Origin of the sequence: Cupriavidus sp. IDO (assembly GCF_000812465.1) — a bacterium.
GTDB lineage: Bacteria > Pseudomonadota > Gammaproteobacteria > Burkholderiales > Burkholderiaceae > Cupriavidus.
The window spans coordinates 1-21,278 of record NZ_JWMA01000138.1 but is presented as its reverse complement, the minus strand read 5'-3'; the positions used below and the strand labels follow the sequence as shown (position 1 = coordinate 21,278).

The 21,278-nt window shown below is 62.3% G+C and carries 22 protein-coding genes and 2 pseudogenes; 21 read left to right on the top strand and 3 right to left on the bottom strand.

Annotated elements, in window-relative coordinates; genetic code table 11:
- The 9 genes and pseudogenes from RM96_RS40615 to RM96_RS28725 form a co-directional block, all read left to right on the top strand.
- Positions 1 to 243: hypothetical protein (locus RM96_RS40615; protein WP_274520240.1), on the top strand; the 243-nt coding region annotated here is incomplete at its 5' end.
- A 60-nt stretch (positions 244 to 303) separates the two neighbouring features.
- On the top strand, positions 304 to 1,143 hold the full coding sequence (locus tag RM96_RS28760) for an HpcH/HpaI aldolase/citrate lyase family protein (RefSeq protein ID WP_039015137.1): 840 nt from the start codon (positions 304 to 306) through the stop codon (positions 1,141 to 1,143).
- A 223-nt stretch (positions 1,144 to 1,366) separates the two neighbouring features.
- Positions 1,367 to 2,293: a LysR family transcriptional regulator gene (locus RM96_RS28755; RefSeq protein WP_039015136.1), complete on the top strand. Its 927-nt coding sequence runs from the start codon at positions 1,367 to 1,369 to the stop codon at positions 2,291 to 2,293.
- A 78-nt stretch (positions 2,294 to 2,371) separates the two neighbouring features.
- On the top strand, positions 2,372 to 3,781 hold the full coding sequence (gene tcuA, locus RM96_RS28750) for an FAD-dependent tricarballylate dehydrogenase TcuA (RefSeq protein ID WP_039015135.1): 1,410 nt from the start codon (positions 2,372 to 2,374) through the stop codon (positions 3,779 to 3,781).
- On the top strand, positions 3,768 to 4,988 hold the full coding sequence (gene tcuB / locus RM96_RS28745) for a tricarballylate utilization 4Fe-4S protein TcuB (protein WP_039015134.1): 1,221 nt from the start codon (positions 3,768 to 3,770) through the stop codon (positions 4,986 to 4,988). Before tcuA ends, tcuB begins: the two co-directional genes overlap by 14 nt.
- An 80-nt stretch (positions 4,989 to 5,068) precedes the next feature.
- Positions 5,069 to 6,052 (top strand): Bug family tripartite tricarboxylate transporter substrate binding protein, encoded by a 984-nt coding sequence (locus RM96_RS28740; RefSeq protein WP_039015133.1) that lies wholly within the window; start codon positions 5,069 to 5,071, stop codon positions 6,050 to 6,052.
- A 552-nt stretch (positions 6,053 to 6,604) separates the two neighbouring features.
- Positions 6,605 to 7,180: a hemerythrin domain-containing protein gene (locus tag RM96_RS28735; RefSeq protein WP_039015132.1), complete on the top strand. Its 576-nt coding sequence runs from the start codon at positions 6,605 to 6,607 to the stop codon at positions 7,178 to 7,180.
- 346 nt (positions 7,181 to 7,526) lie between these two features.
- Positions 7,527 to 8,361 (top strand): annotated as a pseudogene (locus tag RM96_RS28730) (universal stress protein).
- 70 nt (positions 8,362 to 8,431) lie between these two features.
- Positions 8,432 to 8,863 (top strand): universal stress protein, encoded by a 432-nt coding sequence (locus RM96_RS28725; protein ID WP_039015131.1) that lies wholly within the window; start codon positions 8,432 to 8,434, stop codon positions 8,861 to 8,863.
- Positions 8,864 to 9,123: 260 nt separating this feature from the next.
- Here RM96_RS28725 and RM96_RS37860 read toward each other — a convergent pair whose 3' ends face one another.
- Together RM96_RS37860 and RM96_RS28715 are read right to left on the bottom strand one after the other, a co-directional pair.
- Positions 9,124 to 10,062: a porin gene (locus RM96_RS37860; RefSeq protein ID WP_082016754.1), complete on the bottom strand. Its 939-nt coding sequence runs from the start codon at positions 10,060 to 10,062 to the stop codon at positions 9,124 to 9,126.
- Positions 10,059 to 10,382 carry a putative quinol monooxygenase gene (locus RM96_RS28715; protein ID WP_039015130.1) on the bottom strand — a complete coding sequence of 108 codons (324 nt, stop codon included), beginning with the start codon at positions 10,380 to 10,382 and terminating at the stop codon, positions 10,059 to 10,061. Before RM96_RS28715 ends, RM96_RS37860 begins: the two co-directional genes overlap by 4 nt.
- A gap of 254 nt (positions 10,383 to 10,636) precedes the next feature.
- On the opposite strand from RM96_RS28715, the gene RM96_RS28710 reads away from it, so the two are divergent.
- The 12 genes from RM96_RS28710 (at position 10,637) to RM96_RS28655 (ending at position 20,651) form a co-directional block, all read left to right on the top strand.
- On the top strand, positions 10,637 to 11,269 hold the full coding sequence (locus RM96_RS28710) for a TetR/AcrR family transcriptional regulator (RefSeq protein WP_238587458.1): 633 nt from the start codon (positions 10,637 to 10,639) through the stop codon (positions 11,267 to 11,269).
- Between the two features lie 14 nt (positions 11,270 to 11,283).
- Complete coding sequence (locus RM96_RS28705; RefSeq protein ID WP_052279813.1) at positions 11,284 to 12,108, top strand: helix-turn-helix domain-containing protein; 825 nt, start codon at positions 11,284 to 11,286, stop codon at positions 12,106 to 12,108.
- 472 nt (positions 12,109 to 12,580) lie between these two features.
- Complete coding sequence (locus tag RM96_RS28700) at positions 12,581 to 13,426, top strand: alpha/beta fold hydrolase (RefSeq protein ID WP_039015128.1); 846 nt, start codon at positions 12,581 to 12,583, stop codon at positions 13,424 to 13,426.
- Positions 13,423 to 13,962 (top strand): VOC family protein, encoded by a 540-nt coding sequence (locus RM96_RS28695; RefSeq protein ID WP_202966760.1) that lies wholly within the window; start codon positions 13,423 to 13,425, stop codon positions 13,960 to 13,962. Before RM96_RS28700 ends, RM96_RS28695 begins: the two co-directional genes overlap by 4 nt.
- A gap of 35 nt (positions 13,963 to 13,997) precedes the next feature.
- The gene (locus RM96_RS28690; protein WP_052279812.1) at positions 13,998 to 14,495 is read left to right on the top strand and encodes a cupin domain-containing protein; all 498 of its coding nucleotides are present in this window, start codon (positions 13,998 to 14,000) and stop codon (positions 14,493 to 14,495) included.
- A 97-nt stretch (positions 14,496 to 14,592) separates the two neighbouring features.
- Entirely contained in the window at positions 14,593 to 15,279 is a 687-nt protein-coding gene (locus RM96_RS28685; protein ID WP_039015127.1) for a hydrolase, read from the top strand.
- Between the two features lie 166 nt (positions 15,280 to 15,445).
- Positions 15,446 to 17,311 carry an amidohydrolase gene (locus tag RM96_RS28680; protein ID WP_039015126.1) on the top strand — a complete coding sequence of 622 codons (1,866 nt, stop codon included), beginning with the start codon at positions 15,446 to 15,448 and terminating at the stop codon, positions 17,309 to 17,311.
- 34 nt (positions 17,312 to 17,345) lie between these two features.
- Positions 17,346 to 17,774, top strand: a complete 429-nt coding sequence (locus RM96_RS28675) for a DoxX family protein (protein WP_052279811.1) — start codon at positions 17,346 to 17,348, stop codon at positions 17,772 to 17,774.
- 90 nt (positions 17,775 to 17,864) lie between these two features.
- Positions 17,865 to 18,950: a porin gene (locus RM96_RS28670; RefSeq protein ID WP_052279810.1), complete on the top strand. Its 1,086-nt coding sequence runs from the start codon at positions 17,865 to 17,867 to the stop codon at positions 18,948 to 18,950.
- Positions 18,951 to 18,990: 40 nt separating this feature from the next.
- On the top strand, positions 18,991 to 19,272 hold the full coding sequence (locus tag RM96_RS28665; RefSeq protein ID WP_039015123.1) for a XapX domain-containing protein: 282 nt from the start codon (positions 18,991 to 18,993) through the stop codon (positions 19,270 to 19,272).
- Positions 19,272 to 19,991 carry a YoaK family protein gene (locus tag RM96_RS28660; protein ID WP_039015122.1) on the top strand — a complete coding sequence of 240 codons (720 nt, stop codon included), beginning with the start codon at positions 19,272 to 19,274 and terminating at the stop codon, positions 19,989 to 19,991. The genes RM96_RS28665 and RM96_RS28660 overlap by 1 nt, the downstream gene beginning before the upstream one ends.
- A gap of 99 nt (positions 19,992 to 20,090) precedes the next feature.
- Positions 20,091 to 20,651 (top strand): NADPH-dependent FMN reductase, encoded by a 561-nt coding sequence (locus tag RM96_RS28655; RefSeq protein WP_039015121.1) that lies wholly within the window; start codon positions 20,091 to 20,093, stop codon positions 20,649 to 20,651.
- 301 nt (positions 20,652 to 20,952) lie between these two features.
- Here the strand turns inward: RM96_RS28655 and RM96_RS37855 are convergent.
- Positions 20,953 to 21,124: pseudogene (locus RM96_RS37855) on the bottom strand (transposase); the annotation flags it as partial.
- Positions 21,125 to 21,278: the final 154 nt, after the last annotated feature.

Genomic DNA, 21,278 nt, shown 5'->3' with positions numbered 1-21,278 from the left:
GCCGTTCATCTGGACCAAGAGCGCTCGCGACATCTTGCAGAAAGTCATTCGCGCCAACCGCCGCTTAAGTTCCAAACAGAATGGAACGCTGCACTAGCCCTTCTCGACGATGGCGAGCTCCAAACGGTACGCCGCCGCTTCCGTGGCAAGCCATTATCTTCATTTCTTGCATCAGGTCGACTGCCGCCGCAGTTCGCCGTACTGCGCGGCGCTGATCAACGGCGCCTCGTCGCACGTGGTTGAGCAGGACGACGTGCACAAAGACTCCGTGTTCCACCTTGCCGCCCGCTGAAAGGCACCGCCATGAACATCGCCACCACCTATCTCTTCGTGCCGGGCAACCGGCACGAGCGCTTCGACAAGGCCGTTGCCGCCGGCGCAGACGTGACAATCTTCGACCTGGAGGATGCAGTCCACCCCGACGGCAAGGACGCCGCCCGCGCGGCAATCGCCTCGTGGCTCGCGGCAAGGCAGCTTTCAGGGCGGGCGGCGAATGTCCTTGTCCGGATCAATGACGCCGCCTCGCCTTATTTCAGTGCCGACCTGGAGTGGCTCGCCAACCTGCCCGCCGGCACGCCGCTGGCCGGGCTAATGGTTCCCAAGGCCGAACAACCTGCGGCGTTGGGCGGCATCGCCGAGGCGCTGCGCAGGGTCAATTCGCACGGCGTACTGGTGGCGATCATTGAAAGCGCCATTGGGTTGCATCAAGCCGACGCCATCGCCACGGCGCCCGGCGTGGCGCGGCTGGCGTTCGGCTCCATCGACTACGCCGTCGACCTCGGCTGCGAGCACACCCGTGACGCACTGGCCTACGCACGCAGCCGCCTCGTGCTGGCCTCGCGCGTCGCCCGTCTGCCGCCGCCCGTCGACGGCGTGACCACCGCGCTGGCGGAGGAGACCGTTCTGGCTGACGACGTCGCCTACGCTCGGGAACTCGGCTTCGCCGGTAAGCTGTGTATCCACCCTTCGCAGGTGGCCGGCGTGCAAGCGGGCTTCCGTCCGACGGCGCAACAGGCCGATTGGGCCCGGCGCGTGATCGAGGCCACCTCGTCCGGCAGCCATGCCGTGCAGGTCGACGGCAAGATGGTCGACAGGCCCGTCATCGAGCAGGCGAAGCGCATCCTGGCTCTGTCTGGCAACTAGTAAGCGCTGTCCCGGCCGAGGCGGAGGGTGACCGTTCCCTCTACACTGCACGGTAGTAGCATTGCGGAGTCCGCAGTGAAAGGTTGTCAGCGCATGCCGTGGATGCAACAGATGCGTCCGACGGGCGAGGCGCGCACTGCGAAAATGCTGTCGATCGCGTTGCGATGTGGTGCGAGCGTGCCAGACAGTCGCGTGCAAGGATAGAGCCAGAAGGAGGAAGCGAATGGAGCTCCGGCAGTTGCGGTATTTCCTGCAGGTGGTCGAACTCGGCAGCATGGGGAAGGCCGCGCAGAAGCTGGACGTGGGCACGTCGGCCCTTAGTCAGCAGATTAGCAGGCTCGAAGGGGAATTGGCGACACGGTTGTTGCAGCGCACATCCGCCGGCGTGGTGCCAACGGACGCTGGCCTGGCTTTTTGGCGGCAGGCGCAACTGGCCGTGCGCCATGCCGACGATGCTGTCCGTGCCGCGCAGCTTGCGAGACTGTCGGGCCATGTCAGCGTCGGTATGGCGCCCAGTACGATCTCCGTACTCGGCTTGCCCTTCATGCAGGCCATGAGGGATCGCTACCCTGACATCCGGCTCCATCTGGTGGAAAGTCTGTCGGGCAACCTGGCCACCATGATCGATACTCGCCAACTCGACTTGGCCATCCTGTTCCAGGCGGACGGACACCACCGCTGGAGTGTGGCGCCACTGCTCACCGAACGCCTTTTTCTCATCTCCCGGCGCGACATGCCCGGCATGCCCGCGGGAAAAACCGCGAAGCTGGCGCAGTTGCGCGACTTGCCGCTGATTCTGCCAAGCAGTCCGCACGGATTGCGGTCAGTGCTCGACGTGGCGTTTGCCAGGGGAAAATTCCAGCCAAACCTGGTGGCCGAGATAGACGGACTGGCGATGCTAATGGATGCCGTACGGGCCGGCTTCGGGGCGACGGTGCAGCCCGGCGCGGCAGTCGCACGACTCGGCGGCGAGCCGCTGGCGATGATCCCCATTGCGGACGCCGCGGCCCGTCGCCCCAACGTGCTGGCCAGCTTGTCGGACGAAGAACTGTCGCCGGCCGGGCTCGCTGCGCGCGGCACGCTGGCTTCCGTCGCGCGGGAACTGGTGCTGAGCGGAAGTTGGCAAGGGGCGACCCTTCACGATTCGTAAACACCTCTTTTCCGTTCCCTTCTGGCGGGCGCCCGCCCCGCTCAGTACAGTCGCAGCCAACAATCGGAGACTGTACTCATGTGGGACGTACTCGTAATCGGCGGGGGCAACGCGGCACTGTGCGCCGCCCTCATGGCGCGCGAAGCTGGCGCCAGTGTGCTGCTGCTGGAAGCGGCCCCCAAGGCCCGGCGCGGCGGCAACTCCCAGCACACCCGCAATCTGCGATGCATGCACGATGCGCCCCAGGATGTGCTGGTCGACAGCTACCCCGAGGAGGAGTACTGGCAAGACTTGCTCAAGGTCACCGGCGGCATCACCAATGAGGCGCTGGCGCGGCTGGTGATCCGCGCTTCATCGACCTGCCGCCCCTGGATGCGCCGCCACGGCGTACATTTCCAGCCGCCCCTGTCGGGCGCGCTGCATGTAGCCCGGACCAATGCGTTCTTCATGGGCGGCGGCAAGGCCCTGGTGAACGCCTACTATCGCAGCGCCGAAAACCTCGGGGTGGAGATCCGCTACGAGACACGGGTCGATGCCATCGAACTCGATGGCAGCCGGTTTATGGCCGCGCGCAGCGGCGCACACCGCTTCGAGGCGCGCACCTGCGTGCTGGCGGCGGGCGGCTTCGAATCGAACCGGGAATGGCTGCGCGAAGCGTGGGGCCGCAACGAGCGCGGCGAATGGCCGGCCGACAACTTCCTGATCCGCGGCACCCGGTTCAATACGGGTGTACTGCTCAAGCACATGATCGAGGCAGGAGCCGATGCCATCGGCGACCCGTCGCAATCGCACTGTGTGGCTATCGACGCGCGCGCGCCGCTGTATGACGGCGGCATCTGCACGCGCATCGATTGCGTGTCACTCGGCGTGGTGGTGAACCGCGAAGCGGAGCGCTTCTATGACGAAGGAGAGGACTTCTGGCCGAAGCGCTACGCGATCTGGGGCCGTCTGGTCGCCCAGCAACCGGACCAGATTGCTTACTCCATCATCGATGCCAAGGCCATCGGCCGCTTCATGCCGCCGGTCTTCCCCGGCACGGTGGCCGACACACTGCCCGAACTGGCGCGCAAGCTCGGCCTGCCGGAGCAGTCGTTCGTGAAAAGCGTGACCGACTACAACGCCGCGTGCCGCATTGGCACCTTCGACCATACGGCGCTGGACGACTGCCGCACCGAAGGGCTGATCCCGCCCAAGACTCACTGGGCGCGTCCCATCGACACCGCGCCTTTCTACGGTTATGCACTGCGTCCCGGCATCACCTTCACTTATCTCGGCCTTAAGGTCGACGAGCACGCCGCCGTCCATTTTGGAGGTGAGCCGAGCGACAACCTGTTCGTGGCCGGCGAGATGATGGCCGGCAACGTGCTGGGCAAGGGCTACACGGCGGGCGTTGGCATGTCCATCGGCACCGCGTTCGGCCGAATTGCAGGCACCCGGGCCGCGCGCGCGGCCGCACAAGCGAAAGGAGTACAACATGAAGCAGCTTGAGGCGCTGGTGCGCGAGGCCGGCGAAACGGCGGTGGGGGCCGTGGAGACGGCGGGCGACATCCGTCAAACGGGCGGTCGGAAGATCATTCCCATCCAGGTGCTGCCGCTGACCGGCAATGAAGCCGAAGTTGCCCGTCAGATGCAGATTTGCAATGCCTGTCGTTACTGCGAAGGCTTTTGCGCGGTGTTTCCGGCCATGACGCGGCGCTTGTCATTCGGCAAGGCGGACGTGAACTACCTGGCCAACCTCTGCCACAACTGTGGGGCTTGCTACCACGCCTGCCAGTACGCGCCGCCGCACGAATTCGCGGTGAACGTGCCGCAGGCCATGGCTCGCGTACGTGGGGAGACCTACGCCGAATATGCATGGCCGGCGCCGCTGGGTGCACTGTACCGGCGCAACGGCCTCACCGTCGCGCTGGCTCTTGCCTTCGGCCTGGCTTTGTTCTTGCTGCTGGCCATTTCGCGCCACGGCGCCTTGTGGCACGCGCCGCTGGCCGGCAATTTCTACGCGATCTTTCCGCACAACATGATGGCTGCGATGTTCGGGGCAGTGTTCGGCTTCGCGGTGCTCTCGCTGGGCATTGGCATACGGACGTTCTGGCGCGATGTATCGCCGGGCCGTGCCACCCCGCCCGCGCTGGGGGAGGCCGCGCGTGACGCGCTCACGCTCACCTACCTCGACGGCGGTCACGGCCAGGGTTGCAACGAGCAGGACGACCGATTCACGCTGGCGCGTCGCCGCTTCCACCACCTGACGTTCTACGGCTTCATGGCCTGTTTCGCCTCCACTGGTGTGGCCACGCTGTACCACTACCTGCTGGACCTCCACGCGCCGTATCCGGTGACGAGCCTGCCGGTGATCCTCGGAACGGCCGGCGGCATCGGGCTATTGATTGGGCCGGCCGGCCTGCTGTGGCTGAACCTGCGGCGCGACCCCAACCGGAGTGATGCCGCCCAGCGGCCCATGGATCGCGGCTTCATCGCGCTCCTGCTACTCATAGCGGCTACCGGGCTTGGCCTGTTGGCCGGCCGCGAGACCGGAGCCATGGCGATGCTGCTGGCCATCCACCTTGGCGTGGTGATGGCGCTGTTCGCCACGTTGCCGTTCGGCAAATTCGCCCACGGCATCTACCGTTGCGCGGCGCTATTGAAGTCGGCCATCGAGAAGCGCCAGCCCAATACGTTGCAGCTCGGTTCCGACTGAGGCAGTGCAGTACTGAAGAACCGGGCCTTTCTGCCAGCAACGCCGACAAGAAATTCATCGAATCTCTAGGAGACCGTCACATGTCCGACATAACCCGCCGCACCGCCATCGCCTGTCTGGTAGGCGCAACCCTCGCACTCGGCAGCATGGTGCCGGCTGCCGCACAAGGTTGGCCGGAGAAGCCCGTCACTGTCGTGGTGCCCTTCGCTTCCGGCGGCACCACCGACATAATTGCCCGCACCATTGGCCACAAGATCGGCGAGTCGTTGCACCAGCCGGTGGTGGTGGACAACCGGCCGGGCGCCGGAGGCACGCTCGGCGCGAGCAACGTGGCGCGCGCCACACCCGACGGCTATACGCTGCTGCTTGCCACTGTCGCGCACACAATGGCGCCCGGCATTTACAAGAAACTGCCGTACGATTTCACGCGCGACCTGGTTCCGGTCGGCTTGGTGGCGTTGACCCCGAACGTGCTGCTAGTCAGCCCATCGATGCCGGTCAAGTCGGTGGCGGAGCTGATCGCCTATATCAAGTCGCATCCGGGTAAGGTGAACTACGGATCAGCCGGCCCCGGCAGCACCGAGCATCTTTCGGGAGAACTACTCCGATCGATGACTGGTACCGATATCGTTCATGTTCCATACAAGGGTGGCGCACCCATGATGACCGACCTGATCGCGGGGCAGATCCAGATGGCGGTGGAAACCAGTCCGTCGGCAGCCCCGCACGTGCGCTCGGGCAAGCTCCGTGCGCTGGCGGTTACCACGGCGAAGCGTTCCCCTGCCTATCCCGGCGTGCCTACGTTGGACGAAAGCGGCATCAAGGGCTACGAGGTGACCACGTGGTATGCGCTGATGGCGCCTCGGGGCACGCCCGAGGCGGTCACGCGGCGGCTTGGCACGGAACTGGCCAAGGCGCTGCAACAGCCGGACGTGTTGAAGCGCTTCGAAGAGCAGGGTGTGACGGCTGGCGACATGACGCCAGCGAAGCTTGCCGAGTTCATCCGCCTGGAGACCGAGCGTTGGGGTCGGGTGTCCAAGACGGCTGGTGTGACCGCCGACTGATTGCGCCGCGTTCCAAATTTGCAGCCTGTCGTTTCAGGGGCACCCGCGGCGGGGGATTCTGCTTTGAGACCGTGGAATGGAGGTGTGCACTGAATGCAGTCGATGTCGCGATACCATCTCTCGGCGATCGAACGACCGCTTGCCGAGTGGAGCTGCCATGTGAGTGTCTCGGCGACGCGTCGGACGAAGGTCCCTTACTGGCCGGTCACGGCCGGCTGCTCATCCTTGTAGGCACGCCGGAAGCCGACTACCCGCTCCGACTTGCCAGGACGTAACGGTCACTAACCATGCCGAACTGTCTTCGGCTCGGGACCGTGGTGGCCATGGCCACCAGCACGTGTGGCGCCCCGTACATCACCTTGTAAGTGCCTGACATCTAACAACTTACGGTCTAGCCACCATGGCAATCCTCTCATCCTGACACGTTGAGGCCGATAGTTGACCTGGATCTGGTCGTCACTGCCTTTGATGCAGATCTTAGGGTTACGCGTCGCGGCCTCTATAGTTATATTGGGCTCAGGAGATGCCCCGTCCAGAAGTAAGGGGGATGATATGCAAACGCCGGCAGCGAGAAAAGCCGTACTGGTCATCCATAGGGAACATCAGCAGCTTTCGATGGTCGTCACTGGCATGCAACGCCTTGTCCAACTGTTCGGTGCCGGCGTAGATGTGCCTAGGCCGGTGATGTTTCGGTCCATGCTGTTTTACATTAGCGAATATCCGGAGCGGCTACATCATCCCAAGGAAGAGCGCTATCTGTTCGCGCGCTTGCGGCACCGTGCTAACGACCTCGACAAAACCATCGACGAGCTAGAGGAACAGCACGTTCAGGGCAAAGCGCGGATGCGAGACATCGAACATGCGTTCACCCGATACGAGCTGGTTGGCGAGTCCGCGCTCCCGGTGTTGCGCGAGATGGTCGAAGAATACGCTGCGTTCTCCGCAAATCACAGGCGTCTGGAAGAAGAGGTGATTCTGCCTGCCGCGCGTCAATGGCTGACGGAGGAGGACTGGAAGGAACTGGATGAGGCGTTTGGCTCAAACCGCGATCCGTTCGGCGGCGTCAAGGTAGAGGCAGATTTCGGCCGCCTCTATGCATCGATCGTCAGGGCCATAAGGGAACCTTAGGTCAGAGCGCCGAACGGCCGCTTCAGGGGGAGCAGGTGCGATGTCCACAAAGCGGCGAAAGCCCCCGTTTATTTTTGTGCCGTTCTCTCAGTTGGTTCGCCTAGTACGCCTTCAACGGCTGCACACGGAAGTTCGACGCGTCCACGGACTTGGTTCCGGCGATCTGCACGCCTTCAGTACCTCACGCCATTCTGGCGAGTGCCCGCTGACCTATTTTGTGGGATCGGAACTCATTAGCCCCGGTCGTGCTGGTCAGGGGCGAGGAGCCGCGACGGGCACCACGCCGCCAGCCACCGCACGCTCAGGTGGGAAAGACATTGCAGGTCAGCACCTGGAGAAAATGATCATGGGATACAGCAGCATCCTGGTTCACGTGGACAAGAAGCCGTCCGCGCAGCAGCGCGTGCAACTGGCAGCACAATTAGCACACGCAAGCGAATGTCCGCTCATTGGCCTGTTCGCCGGCTTCATTCCGGACCCGACCTACTTCTATCTCATGGACAATCCTCACGAGTTCGTCGAGGCGGACCGCAGACGGCGCCTTCAGATCCGCGAAAAGATCCGGGGGGAGTTCCATGCACTTACCGGGACCCTGTCATTGGGGGCGGAGTGGCGTGCCGCTGAACAGGACTCCCTGAGCACCGCGTTGCAGGAATCGCGCGAGGCGGGTCTTGTCGTGGCCGGCCAGTATGAGCCTTCCAATATCGAGGGGCCAATCGCCAGGCAGATCCTCGAAGCGCTGATTCTTGAAAGCGGGCGGCCGGTCCTTGTGGTGCCGTGCGCGGGTCAGTTCCTCTCGGCAGGAGCGCGCGTGATGATCGCGTGGAACGGCAGCCGGGAGGCTGCGCGCGCTGCATGACGCCTTGCCCTTGATGGCAGGTGCGCAGGCCCGCATTCTCTGTGCCAAGACCGCCGCCAAGGAGGCGCGGCACGACGCCACGCCGGTCGCTCATGCCGTGCGCGTGCTGGAGCGCCACGGGGTGAGTGTCGAGGTGGAACATGGGCCCGGCGGCGCGGACCTCACCATCGGAGAGCTGCTGCTATCGCGTGCCGCGGATTTTGGCGCGGACCTTATCGTGATGGGCGCGTATGGTCATGGGCGCATGCGAGAACTTGTGCTGGGCGGGGTCACACGGACCTTGCTCGCATCGATGACCATACCGGTCCTGCTCTCGCACTGAGGCGTTGCCGGGTGAGGGCAGAGGGCCGGTTCCGCGTCCAGCTACGCAATCACTCTGAAGGAGACGGCATATGTACGAGAAGATCCTGGTGGCAATCGACGGCAGCGCTTGCAGCGATCAGGCGCTTGACGAGGCGATAGGCATTGCCCAGGCCTGTCATGCGGAGCTGGAGATCCTCCACGTCATCGAGAGCGGGTACGAGCTGGATGAAGTGCACGAGGGCCTGATCCAGACCGGGCACAAGCTGCTTGCGCAGGCACAGGCGAAGGCTGAAGCCGGCCATGTCGCCTGCCATGTCGTCCTTTCCAACGAGAAGCGGACACCCGGTGACGTTGCCAGCCAAGTCTGCCGAGTGCTGGCAAGCTGCCATGCGCAAATGCTGGTGGTCGGCACCCACGGGCGCCGCGGCGTCAGGCGGCTGCTGATGGGCAGCGTGGCGGAGGGTCTCGTGCGTCAATCCTCCGTGCCCGTCTTGTTGGTCCGGGTGCCAGAGGAAACCTGAGGCTGGGTGGGCGGTGCTGTGCCGCTGGTGTCCCGGTTTGCCTTTCTCGCGGGCAGGGGAAACAGACGCGCAGCACGACATGCCCACAGTCATCCGTCATCCCTTCGCGCGGGCATGCCCGACGTCAACCGCTCGGCAAGATCGATGGCATCAGGCCAGCACCGCCTTCACCGGACGGCGGAGCGAAAATGGTAGTGTCGACCCGTAGCCGAAGAGCAGGACTATATCCGGCGGTCGACCGGCCTCGCCGACGAGGCCTGCTAGTTCTGGACGAAAGCGCGTGACCTCGACGGGTTGATTGATGAAGGCGACCTTGATCCCAAGGTTCGTCGCCGTGAGCGCGAAGCGCTGACAGGCCTGGCCGACCTTGAACCAATGTGCTGTGTCTTCCCGATCGCCGACGAATACGGCGATGCCGGCTGACGAATCGATCTGGCGAGCGTATTTGTCGTTCTCAGTCCGTGCGGTGAAAAGGCGTTCGAACGCGAAGCGGCCGAGAGCGCTCGGCAGCACGGGATTCCCGCTCGCAGCGGAGAACAGCCCGTCGCCCGACGCCATAGCGCTGAGCTTTTGGTAGCACTCTTCGCCTGCGAACCCGGTGTTTCGCCAAAGCCGTACATTGCCCCCGCCTGAATGCCCGCAAGGCGCGGCGTTTCATAGCGGACAGCGTTGGATACTCGCGTGCCGCCAGCCATGCGGTCGAAGTCGAAGGCGCCAGTGGGCTTCTGTGGAATCCCCAACGTCTTGAACGGTCCCTGACGGAAACCGTAAATTCCGCCATACAGAAAGGCACCGTCGAACCGGTTCAGCGTCAGCGTGGTGAACATGAAATCGTACTGCGTGCCGAGGGTGAGCGTGCCGAGCTCCCGATGCTCCATACCGACGAGCGCCGTCCGATTGAAGATCGCACCACTCTGCGGAATGGTCTGACCGGCATCAAGATCGAACTGCGAGGTCAGTTCGAACAGCACCGATGCGCTGCCGCCCAGCACCTCCCGTCCCTTGATAGACAGGAGGTTCGGCGACAGAATTCCGCTGTCGAACAGTGTCGATCGGCCGCCGCTCTGATTACTGATGAAGCTGATTCCGCCATCGACGTTGCCGCTGACGGTCACCGACGACTGAGAATGGGCGACCGACATCGTCATGACCGAGAGCACGATGGCGAAGCGGCATCGATGGACACTGTTCTTCTTCACTTGGCGATCTTCTCGTAACCCCGGACTGGCTCAAGCCACTCGAACCGCCGTTCCGACTTGAGTAGGTGCTTGAGTTTGCCTTCGTATGCCACGCGGTATGACTTCTTTAGATGGTGCGCCTGGAAGTACTCGGCGCTACATGCCCATGTCTCATATAGAACAAGCGTGTCAGGGTCGTCAACCGATCGGTGAAGATATGTGTTGACGAAGTCGGGTTCATGCGACATCTCGTCCAGCACTTCGATCAGGCTCGAATAGAGCTCGTCCCGTGCTTCCGGCTTGCCGGGAAGGTGAACGATGAAGGAAATGTTCTGCGTCATGATGAAACTCCTACGTTTGGGTGGGTTTATTATGGACCTTACGGTCCACAATTAAAGACGATTTGCTTCAACATGGTGTTCGATTTCATTGAACGACTCCGAGGCGCCGTTATCGGACGAGTTTCGGATCCAAGCCTCAGAGACATGGCCCGGGCCGGCGCCAGGGCGACGAACGCCACGTCAATGGCCGTCCACCTTACCCGCACAAAAAGAGTTGCGAGGGGGCTGCTGTTTGTGGACCGTATGGTCTACAATTGAAAATCATCAAGGAAACTGAAATGGCGCGTCCACGCGAGTTCGATGAAGACGTTGTGCTTGAGCAGGCATTGCATGTCTTCTGGGAGAAGGGTTATGACGTCGCTTCCCTCGCGGATTTGATGAAGGCGACGGGTCTGACGAAATCGAGTCTCTACAAGGCGTTCGAGAGTAAGGAGGGACTATTTCGGCGCGTGCTAGAGCGCTACAACCGGGATCACCTGGCGTTTCGAATTGGCGCACTCGAACAGCCGACTCCCCGTCTGATCGCCGAATCGCTGCTCCAAGGGATCGTCAATCTTCATACCGGGAAAAATACCCCATCGGGTTGCCTTGTGACATTTTCCGCACTCGCGTGCAGCGCGGACGCACGTACGCTGAGCGAGGAACTGTCCAAGAGCCGCAACGCGTTTGAACAGCGTCTGCGCGCTCGCTTTGATGCGGTCAAGGATATCGGCCCGCTGCCGCCAGGCATGACAAGTGCCGAAGCGGCTTCGTTCCTGTGTACGTTCATCCAGGGGCTCGCCGTTCAGGCAAGGGGTGGCTCTACGCGGCGGCAGTTGTCTCAACTCGTTGAGGCGGTGCTGAAGGGCTGGCCCGAGACGGCCGTGCTCGCACGGTCGGCGGTCTGACAGGTGAGTCCGGCATGTCGGGACCGTCGCCGATCGTCGTTGGGCCGCTTCAGGTCGTACGCAATCAGTCTGAGAGACCGCTGGCCGATCCGGTTGTCGTCCCTGTAGTCGCCCAGACGTCGATCATCGTTCAGCTCAAGCAGTTTCGTCTGCATGGTCTCTGGCGCGAGCGGGAGCTTGTGTATATGGGCGCGCATTCAGATGGCGGCGTGTCGATCGTCAACATGGAGGAGGCGTGGACTTGCCACCACCTTTCCGCATTCGACAATCTCCGGCTGCGCATCGATCACGATCAGTTGTCCGAGATGGCAGCGCGCGCAGGCGCTGGCTCTGGCTTCTCGCTTGGCAATCCCGCGGGCGCTGTCGACCGAACCATGCAGTGGCTCGCCAACGCGATCGCTCCTGCGCTCGATGATCGAAACAATCTGAACCGACTTTATATCGCGCACGTCACCAGCGCGATGATGCTTCATGTCATCTCAACGTACGGCAACGGCCTGCGACGTGGCAGGCATGGGCCGTTGCTGAGTCCGCGCGACGAGCGCCGAGCGATTGAATTCATGCGAAATCGCGTCTCGGACAATATTTCCGTGGACGACATCGCAGCAGCGTGCGGGATATCGCCCAGCCACTTCACGAAGGCATTCTTTCGGTCAACCGGATTGACACCGCACCAATGGATGCTGAAGGCACGCGTCGACATGGCGAAGGTGTTACTGAAATCCGAGCTCGATATCGCAAGTGTTGCAACGCACTGCGGGTTCTCGGATCAAAGCCACCTCAGTCGCGTATTCAAGAAGATGACTGGCTTCTCCCCCGCAAGGTGGAGGAAACAGTAGCTCGCAGTTTTATCCATTTCCTAGCAGTTTCGTTCAAGACCCGCCGTGCGTTGCCGGGTATCTTGCGGTCAACGTTTATCACTGCAAGGGCGATGATCATGTTCGGTAGACCACCCGCTGTGCAAACTCCGCTGGCTCACCAATACCATCCAAGTTCACGCTCTGCGTACACGCAGACGTCGTTGCCGATCTCTCAGTCGCTTACTACATGGTACTGACGCAAACGTCGCATTGACGCGATTGAACAATCGCTGATTGAACAATCGCTTGATGCGGCCCACTCCTCGGCGCGATAAATAGCGCTTGAATGTTGTGGACCGTTAAGTATCTTATAGCTCAGACTCTGACCAAACACCCCCAATGTCTAACGCGACGGGCCTCGTCATGCCCGTCGTTCGCAAAGCCGTTCCTCGTGAATCATATCGACCCTGTCGATCGATGCGTCATCGCTTCATCGTAAATGGAGAATGTCATGAGCATGCTTACCCACAAGCGCGCGGCAGTAAACGGTGTACACCTGCACTACGTCACCGTAGGGAGTGGTCCGGTCGTTCTGTGCATGCACGGATGGCCACAGAATCACCGCGAGTTTCTGCCGGTGATCGAAGCGTTCCGCGAAAAGTATCGATTCATAGCGCCGGACCTGCGCGGCTATGCGGATAGCGACAAGCCCTTCGATGGCTACGAACCGAAGACCATCGCTGCAGACATGCTAGCGCTGCTAGCTGTGGAAGGCGTGGACAAATATCACATCCTGAGCCACGACCTGGGCGGTCCGCCTTCGGTAGCGCTGGCGTACCTTTCCAATGGGCGGGCGCTGTCGTTGTCGACCATCGAGACGCCGTTCTTTGGCCTGGATTTTCCGGGCTACGTAGATCCCCGTGTGCCGTACTGGCACCTCGGTATGCATATGAACATGGACATCACGCGATTCCTCGTCGAGGGGCGTGAAGAACAGTACCTCCGGCATTTCTTCCGGGACTTTGCGTACAACCCCACCGCGCTTCCTGAGGAAGAAGTCCATCAGTACGTGACGCAAATGCGCCAGCCCGGCAACCTGCGAGCGAGCCTTAATCATTATGGCTATATCCCCCAGATGGCCGAGCAGACGGCGGAACTCGCGAAGAACAAGCTGAAGGTGCCGATGCTGGCTTGGGCCGGTCGCGCCTCGTTCGGCGATCACTGCTTCGATTGCGCCAAGGCCATTTCGGTGTCCGCTCAGGGCGGTGTGATCGAAGAATGCGGACATTGGGTGTTCGAAGAGAAGCCAGCGTTCATCAACGAGCAGCTTGGCGCGTTCTGGGCGTCCCATAAGTGATTGGGGCAGATCATGGCTGCAAGTCAAACGCTGTTGGGGCGGGGATCACGCGCGCCGATCACACGGGCTTCACCGTTGCCTCACTCGATGAAGCACTGAAGTTCTGGGTGGACGTGTTGGGCTTTCGATTCGTGACACGCAACTACTATCCGCCGAGCGAGTTCCTGGATAACGTCGTCGGTGTACCCGGCGCCGCCTTAACTCTGGCGATGGTGGAGGCGCCCGGAGGCCATCTGATCGAGCTGCTCGAATACTCGGCACCAGAAGATCGTCAGTATTTCAGGCCACGCGCCTGCGATGTCGGATCTGTTCATCTTGCCTTCCTGATCGATGATCTTGACCCGTTGCTGGCCCGCATCGAAAAAGCCGGCTGGTTGCGGCTGGGAGAGCCGCAAACGGTTCGCGGTGGCGCGCGCGACGGGCTGCGGCTGTTCTATGCCCGAGGGCCTGATGGCGTGACGGTGGAGTTCCTGCAACCCCCACGTGGGTCGGACGGTCACGCTGCCAAATGGAAGAACTCGATGAATGAATCGTAGCCGAGCGAAGCTCATCCACTGTTTGGGGAAAAGCCATGACGCGCATTCAGACCCTGGTCACGTTAGTCACTGCAATGATGCTAGGCAGCGTATTCGCGCAAACCGCATCGACACCGCAACTGCCGCAATACTCAAAGACGCCCGCTGAACTGGCCGCGGCAACGCCTACAGGGGGGCCAGGTGGTTCCGGCAATCCGAAGGTTCAGGTCGTCAATATCCTTGGTGACTCATCCAAACCGGGCCCATATGCGCAGTTGCTGAAGGTTGCACCACATGCGTCCATCGCAGCGCATCACCACGCGGGAGACCGGATTGGCACCGTTTTGCAAGGGACTTGGAGATTCGGGTATGGCGGCAAATTTGATCAGGCCAAGCTGCGCACGCTGCCGGTTGGCTCCGTCTACACCGAGCCATCCGGCGGCCCCCACTTCGCGATGACTGGAGATGAGGCCGTGGTCGTGTTGATCACGGGCAATGGACCGACGGACACTGTCTACGAAAACCCGGCCGACGATCCGACCGCCAAGCGCTGAGACGTGGATGCCTGCTGAGCTGGCAACTGCGGCAGGCGGATGCAGGTCGCGCCATGCGAATGGCCAGTGTTGCCGTCCACCTTATAGGAACCGCATCATGAACAACCCGAAACTCGAAGTGCTGACGCCTCAAAACTGCCAGATAATCTTTATCGACCAACAGCCGCAGATGGCCTTCGGCGTGCAATCGATGGATCGCCAGGCGCTCAAGAATAATGTGGTCGGCCTAGCCAAGGCTGCGAAGATCTTCAATATCCCCACCACCATCACAACGGTCGAGAGCGAGAGCTTCTCTGGATTCACGTATCCGGAGTTGCTCGACGTGTTTCCGGACAAGGAAGTGCTCGAACGGACCTCTATGAACTCGTGGGACGACCAGAAGGTGCGCGATGCACTGAAGGCCAACAACCGGAAGAAGGTGGTGGTATCCGGCTTGTGGACCGAAGTCTGCAACAACACCTTTGCGCTGTGCGCAATGGCGGACGGCGGCTACGAGATTTACATGGTGGCCGATGCGTCCGGTGGAACGTCGAAGGAGGCACATGACTATGCGATGCAGCGCATGATCCAGGCCGGCGTGGTGCCGATGACTTGGCAACAAGTGCTGCTCGAATGGCAGCGTGATTGGGCCCACCGCGATACCTACGATGCCGTCATGGCGCTAGTGAAGGAGCATTCCGGCGCGTACGGCATGGGCGTGGACTACGCCTATACGATGGTGCACAAGGCAGCACAACGCACCGCGACCAAGCACGAAGCGCTTGCCGCGGTCCCTGCACGCTGAGGCAAGGACGCGGACGGTCGGCGGCGCGCTGCGTCGCCGACCGTCCGCAATTTCTATACGACTGCCCATCGCGCCTGGCAAGAGGCGCCCGACCGTTTCTCCCATTACCCGCCGCCAGTTCATCGCCGGCGCTGCAGCGGCAGCAGCCGCCACCAGGAGTTTTGCCATGAACCCAACGTCCGCCCCGGACCTCATCCTCGTCAATGGCAGGTTCACTACGCTGGACATGTCCAACCCGCAGGCGGATGCCGTTGCCGTGCGCGACGGGCGCTTTCTCGGCGTCGGCACGCGCCAGGACATTATGAAGCTGGCCGGGGCACAGACGAAAGTCATCGACCTGAATGGCCGGCGGGCCATTCCCGGGCTGATCGACAGCCATATGCATATCATCCGCGGCGGCCTGAACTACAACATGGAGCTGCGCTGGGACGGCGTGCGCTCGCTGGCCGATGCGATGCGCATGCTGAAGGACCAGGTTGCGCGTACCCCTGCGCCGCAGTGGGTGCGCGTGGTGGGAGGCTTCACCGAGCACCAGTTCGCCGAGAAGCGCCTGCCTACCGTGGAGGAACTGAATGCCGTCGCGCCGGACACGCCGGTGTTCATCATCCACCTGTACGACCGCGCGATCCTCAACGGCGCCGCGCTGCGCGCGGTGGGCTACACCAGGGACACGCCCAACCCGCCCGGCGGCGAGATCCTGCGCGATGCGCGCGGCAACCCGACCGGCCTGCTGCTGGCCAAGCCCAACGCCACCATCCTCTACGCGACGCTGGCCAAGGGCCCGAAGCTGCCGCCCGAATACCAGAAGAATTCCACGCGCCATTTCATGCGCGAGGTCAATCGGCTGGGCGTGACCGGCGTGATCGATGCGGGCGGCGGCTACCAGAACTACCCCGAGGACTACAGCATCATCGAGGAGTTGCACAAGGAAGGGCAGCTCACGGTGCGCCTCGCCTACAACCTGTTCACGCAGAAGCCCAAGGAAGAACTCAGCGACTTCAGGACCTGGACGTCAAAGGTAAAACCGGGCCAGGGCGACGACCTCTACCGCCACAACGGCGCCGGCGAGATGCTGGTCTACACCGCGGCGGACTTCGAGGACTTCCGCGTCGAGCGCCCCGACATGGCGCCGTCGATGGAGGCCGACCTGGAGCCGGTCATCCGCCTGCTGGCCGAAAAACGCTGGCCGTGGCGGTTGCATGCCACCTATGACGAGACCATCTCGCGCGCGCTCGACGTCTACGAGAAGGTCTCCAAGGACATTCCGTTCGACGGGCTGAACTGGTTCTTCGACCACGCCGAGACCATCTCCGACCGCAATATCGACCGCATCGCCGCGCTCGGCGGCGGCATCGCGGTGCAGCACCGGATGGCCTACCAGGGCGAGTATTTCGTCGAACGCTATGGCGCGCGCGCCGCCGAAGCGACGCCGCCGGTGAAGAAGATGCTGGAGAAGGGCGTCAAAGTGGGCGCCGGCACGGACGCGACGCGCGTGGCCTCGTACAACCCGTGGGTATCGCTGTACTGGCTGACCACCGGCAAGACCGTGGGCGGCATGTCGATGTATCCGCAGGCCAACCTGCTCGACCGCGAGACCGCGCTGCGGCTGTGGACCGAGGCCAATACCTGGTTCTCGTCGGAAGTCGGCAAGAAGGGCCAGATCAAGGTCGGCCAGCTCGCCGACCTAGCGGTGCTGTCCGCCGACTACTTCAGCGTGCCGGGCGACGAGATCCAGGACATCACCTCGGTGATGACCATTCTCGGTGGCAGGGTGGTCTATGGCGATGGCGACTTCGGCAAGCTCTCGCCCGAGATCCCGCCGGCGATGCCGGACTGGTCGCCGGTGCGGCACGTCGGCGGCTACCAGCCACGGCCGCAGGCGCGCAAGCTGGCGCTGAATACCGCTTGCGGCTGCGCCACCTCGTGCGGTGTACACGGCCATGCGCATGCCAAAGCCTGGACCTCCGGCGTGCCGACCTCGGACGAGAGTTCGTTCTGGGGCGCGCTTGGCTGTTCCTGCTGGGCGTTCTGAGCCTCAGAAGAACCTCAGAGGAATTTACGAAGTCATGAACGCATCCCCCGCCTCACCGATTTCGCAAGACCACCGTCGTATGCCGCGCTGGCTGCAGTGGATCGCCTTGTTGCTCCTGTGCGCCGCGTATCTGCAGGGCGGGCTCGTCAAGCTCTTCAACTTCGCTGGCGGCGTGGCCGAGATGCAGCACTTCGGATTGACGCCCGCCGGTCCGATGGCCGCGGCAACCATTGCGCTGGAGTTGGGAGCATCGATGATGATCCTGCTTGGGCTATGGCGTTGGCTCGGCGCGCTGGTACTGGCGGCATTCACACTTGCGGCTACGTTCCTCGCGCTCCGGTTCTGGATCGCTCCGCCCGAAGCGCGGTTCATGATGGCGAATGCGTTCTTCGAGCACCTGGGTCTGGTGGGCGGTTTTCTGCTTGTGGCATGGCATGATCTGTGCGCCCGGAGTCGTCCATGACCCTATATGTCATTTTCCGTGGGGCCGGCGTGTCCCCGATATTGACTTCGGACCATGAAACCAAGGCGGAAGATGCGGCACGCTGACTGGATGCTGGCTTGCCTTTGCGGAGGTCTTGCAACCCTGCATACGCCGGTTTTGGCCCAAAGTTTCGTGACGGTATATGGTCGCCTCAACATGGCGATTGAGTACTCGCATGCCAGCACCGCCACCGACGGCACACACCTTGGCGGCGTGACGCGCATGACCAACTACCGCTCTGTATTCGGCTTGCGCGGGGAAGAAGGGTTGGGCGGCTCGCTCCGGGCGGTGTGGCAGATCGAGAGCAACCTGTCGATCGATACGGGCGAGGGCCAGATCGCCAGCCGCAACTCCCGTATCGGCCTGCAGGGCGACTATGGGCTACTGTTCATGGGGCACTGGCATACGCCGTACACCGAATCGACCATGGGCTACGACCCATACTACCCGACCACGGCCGGTTACATGGCACTCATTGGCAATGGGTCGACGTCGAGTTCGGACAATGTGCAGAACACCAGCTCGTTCGACCGCCGCCAGAAGAATATCGCCCAGTATCGCTCGCCGCAACTTGCTGGCGTCAGCGTGTGGCTGGGCTGGGGCCTTCCCGAGGAAAAAGCCACAGTGGCGCGTAACCCGGCGCTGTACTCCGCAGCGGTGGTCTACGACAAGGGACCGCTCAACGCGACGTTCGCCTACGAAATCCACCAGCACTATCAGGCGGCGGGGCGCAATGACAACGCGTTGAAATTCGGCATCGCCTATCAGTTGTTCGCTGGCACCCGCATCGCGGCGGTATACGAGCATTTGCACTATCGTACCGACACGGGTGACTTGCAGCGCAATGGCTACTACGCGTCGCTGGTGCAGAAGCTGGGTCCGGGCAGCGTGCGATTGGGTGTTGCGCTAGCGGCTAACGGTACGGGGTCGTCCACCGATACGATTGGCTTCTTCCGCAGCGGCGCGCAGACCGGTGCGACGCAGTTCACGGTAGGGTATGACTATCCGTTATCAAAACGGACGGCGCTGTTTGCCTACTACAGCCGCATCAACAACAAGAAGAATGCGATTTATGATTTTGCGATCAATGAGCTGGGTGTGAGTGCCGGTGCGGATCCGCAAACCATCGCGCTTGGGATGCGCCATTACTTCTAGGTTCATGCTGGCCGAAACATGCTTCAAAAGGAGTCGAACCATGAAGGTCTATCTGATCTCGCTCGGAGCCGGAATTCTGGTCGGCATCATCTATTCATTGCTCGGTGTGCGCTCGCCGGCGCCGCCCGCGGTGGCCCTCATCGGTCTGCTCGGCATGCTGATTGGCGAACAGGTGCTGCCCCCTGTCAAGCGCATGATGGCCGGCGAGCCGGTGACGACCGCGTGGTTTCGTAGCGAGTGCGTGCCCAAAATCACTGGCAATCCCCCGAAAGAGCTGGTTGCTGCTCGGCCTGAGCAAGACGCCACGGGAGGGAGCCAGTAATGGCGCTGAATCCCCAAGCCGCCCCCGCGATGGGGGCCGCCGCGGGAACCGCGCCCGGCTGGCTGCTATCGTTTGTGGCTGGCTACGTCGACGTTGTGGGTTTCGCGGCGCTGTTCGGTCTGTTTACCGCGCACGTCACAGCCAACTTCATCATGATCGGGATCGAACTCGCCGGGGCGTCAGAGGGGCTGCTCACCAAGATCCTCGCGCTGCCGACATTCGTCGTGGCCGTGGCTGGCACGGGGCTGGCCGAATCTGGGTTGCGCCGGCGTGGGCAACCAGTGATCAGGGTGCTGTTCCTTGTCGAATGCGCGCTGCTGATGACATTCATGGTAGCCGGACTCGCTGCCATGCCGATGACGGACCCCAGTGCGCTGATGGTGGTAGTTACCGGGCTGCTCGGCGTGGCGGCGATGGGCATCCAGAACGCGATGTCGCGTACCGCGCTGTCTGACGTTGGTCCGACCACGATCATGACCGGCAACACCACGCAGATCGTGATCGATGCAGTCGACCTGCTCGGCGCAGCGCCGGAAGCACGCGTTGCTATACGGCGACGGATTAGCAAGATGGGGCCCGCGGTGATCGGCTTTGCCGTCGGCGCCATCCTCGGCGCGCTCGCGTTCGCACGGTTCTCGTTCTGGAGTGTGATGCTGCCCGCCGCGATGTTGTTCGTGCTGGCGATACAACTATGGTTGATCAGGGGCTCGTCGACCTGAAACGATCATTGACCCATGCTGCTGAGGGCAGACCGTTGCCCTTTGCCCCTTTGCAACCCGTGCGCTAACCAACATGCGCCGGTCGACTGGAGTTGAACCATGATCAGGATCCTTGGGATTTCCGGTAGTCTCCGAGCGCAGTCATACAATACGGCGCTGTTGCGGGCCGCACAAGCGTTGACCGGCGAGGAAGCGGTGCTCGAAATAGCCACCTTGCACGGCATCCCGCTTTACGACGGCGACCTGGAGCAGCAGGGGTTGCCGCAGGCGGTCGTCGACCTCAAGGCACGTGTCATCGCCAGCGATGGCGTGTTGCTGGTGACGCCCGAGTACAACAATGGAATTCCCGGCGTGTTCAAGAATGCGATTGACTGGCTGTCACGCCCGGCATCCGATATTCCACACGTGTTCGGCGATCGTCCAGTCGCAGTCATGGGTGCCTCGCCGGGCGGCTTCGGGACCGTTCTAGCCCAGAATGACTGGCTTCCCGTACTTAAGACGCTGGGAACGCGCCACTGGTCCGGCTCACGGCTGTTGGTTTCCCGCGCGGGCCAAGTATTCGACGCGTCCATGGGTCTTGCAGACGACGCCGTGCGCGCGCAGTTAAGTGGGTTCCTGCAAGGATTCGTGCGCTTTGTGGAGGCCGCCCGGCCCGCCTGATCCACCCGGTCAGGGACCTTGAGAGTACGGGCGGCTCGCGCGCCTTACTTCCCGGTTGTGGTGATTGCAGCGCCATCGGCGCATGCACGGGCGCGATCGATTCATGCGTAGGTGCCGTGCGTTGACGACACCGGCCAATCCACTGACTAGACCAGCAGCCCCGGGGCTTCGCACGCGACTTGATCGGCGCCGAGGCCGTGAAGGGCGCGTAGGCAAGCGGCTAGTTGCGACCCTTCTCTGTCATCCCTTGGATTCGAATCGAGAGAGCGAAGTGGGTCTATGAGCGGTCATCCGGCCTTTCTCCTGAGTCTTGCCACTCGCACGGCCTACGCCAACAAGTCATCCCGCTGCCGAACCCGAATTCCTGTGGAAGCTCCTCCCAAGGAATAATCCCTGATTCCAATACAAACAGGATGCCGTTCAGCCCGTGCGGTATCTACATGAGGACGCCTACCTTTCGGAGAGGCTTCTATTTGCAAGGGCTGCAAGGTTTGCTGCCCACATCGAGTGGGCAGCAATCGTTTGAGGGCTGACTAGTTGCCCATCGGGCGGGCCGGACCCCGAAGGATGAAGCAGGCTTGGGCCCGGTGAATTGCGCGGTGATGGGAATAAGATGATAGCCGGTGT

Excerpts from the sequence above, each read along its gene's own strand:
- RM96_RS28760 (WP_039015137.1), top strand. The coding sequence starts at position 304 with ATGAACATCGCCACCACCTATCTCTTCGTGCCGGGCAACCGGCACGAG.
- RM96_RS28755 (WP_039015136.1), top strand. The coding sequence starts at position 1,367 with ATGGAGCTCCGGCAGTTGCGGTATTTCCTGCAGGTGGTCGAACTCGGC.
- tcuA (WP_039015135.1), top strand. The coding sequence starts at position 2,372 with ATGTGGGACGTACTCGTAATCGGCGGGGGCAACGCGGCACTGTGCGCC.
- tcuB (WP_039015134.1), top strand. The coding sequence starts at position 3,768 with ATGAAGCAGCTTGAGGCGCTGGTGCGCGAGGCCGGCGAAACGGCGGTG.
- RM96_RS28740 (WP_039015133.1), top strand. The coding sequence starts at position 5,069 with ATGTCCGACATAACCCGCCGCACCGCCATCGCCTGTCTGGTAGGCGCA.
- RM96_RS28735 (WP_039015132.1), top strand. The coding sequence starts at position 6,605 with ATGCAAACGCCGGCAGCGAGAAAAGCCGTACTGGTCATCCATAGGGAA.
- RM96_RS28725 (WP_039015131.1), top strand. The coding sequence starts at position 8,432 with ATGTACGAGAAGATCCTGGTGGCAATCGACGGCAGCGCTTGCAGCGAT.
- RM96_RS28715 (WP_039015130.1), bottom strand. The coding sequence starts at position 10,382 with ATGACGCAGAACATTTCCTTCATCGTTCACCTTCCCGGCAAGCCGGAA.
- RM96_RS28705 (WP_052279813.1), top strand. The coding sequence starts at position 11,284 with ATGTCGGGACCGTCGCCGATCGTCGTTGGGCCGCTTCAGGTCGTACGC.
- RM96_RS28700 (WP_039015128.1), top strand. The coding sequence starts at position 12,581 with ATGAGCATGCTTACCCACAAGCGCGCGGCAGTAAACGGTGTACACCTG.
- RM96_RS28690 (WP_052279812.1), top strand. The coding sequence starts at position 13,998 with ATGACGCGCATTCAGACCCTGGTCACGTTAGTCACTGCAATGATGCTA.
- RM96_RS28685 (WP_039015127.1), top strand. The coding sequence starts at position 14,593 with ATGAACAACCCGAAACTCGAAGTGCTGACGCCTCAAAACTGCCAGATA.
- RM96_RS28680 (WP_039015126.1), top strand. The coding sequence starts at position 15,446 with ATGAACCCAACGTCCGCCCCGGACCTCATCCTCGTCAATGGCAGGTTC.
- RM96_RS28675 (WP_052279811.1), top strand. The coding sequence starts at position 17,346 with ATGAACGCATCCCCCGCCTCACCGATTTCGCAAGACCACCGTCGTATG.
- RM96_RS28670 (WP_052279810.1), top strand. The coding sequence starts at position 17,865 with ATGCTGGCTTGCCTTTGCGGAGGTCTTGCAACCCTGCATACGCCGGTT.
- RM96_RS28665 (WP_039015123.1), top strand. The coding sequence starts at position 18,991 with ATGAAGGTCTATCTGATCTCGCTCGGAGCCGGAATTCTGGTCGGCATC.
- RM96_RS28660 (WP_039015122.1), top strand. The coding sequence starts at position 19,272 with ATGGCGCTGAATCCCCAAGCCGCCCCCGCGATGGGGGCCGCCGCGGGA.
- RM96_RS28655 (WP_039015121.1), top strand. The coding sequence starts at position 20,091 with ATGATCAGGATCCTTGGGATTTCCGGTAGTCTCCGAGCGCAGTCATAC.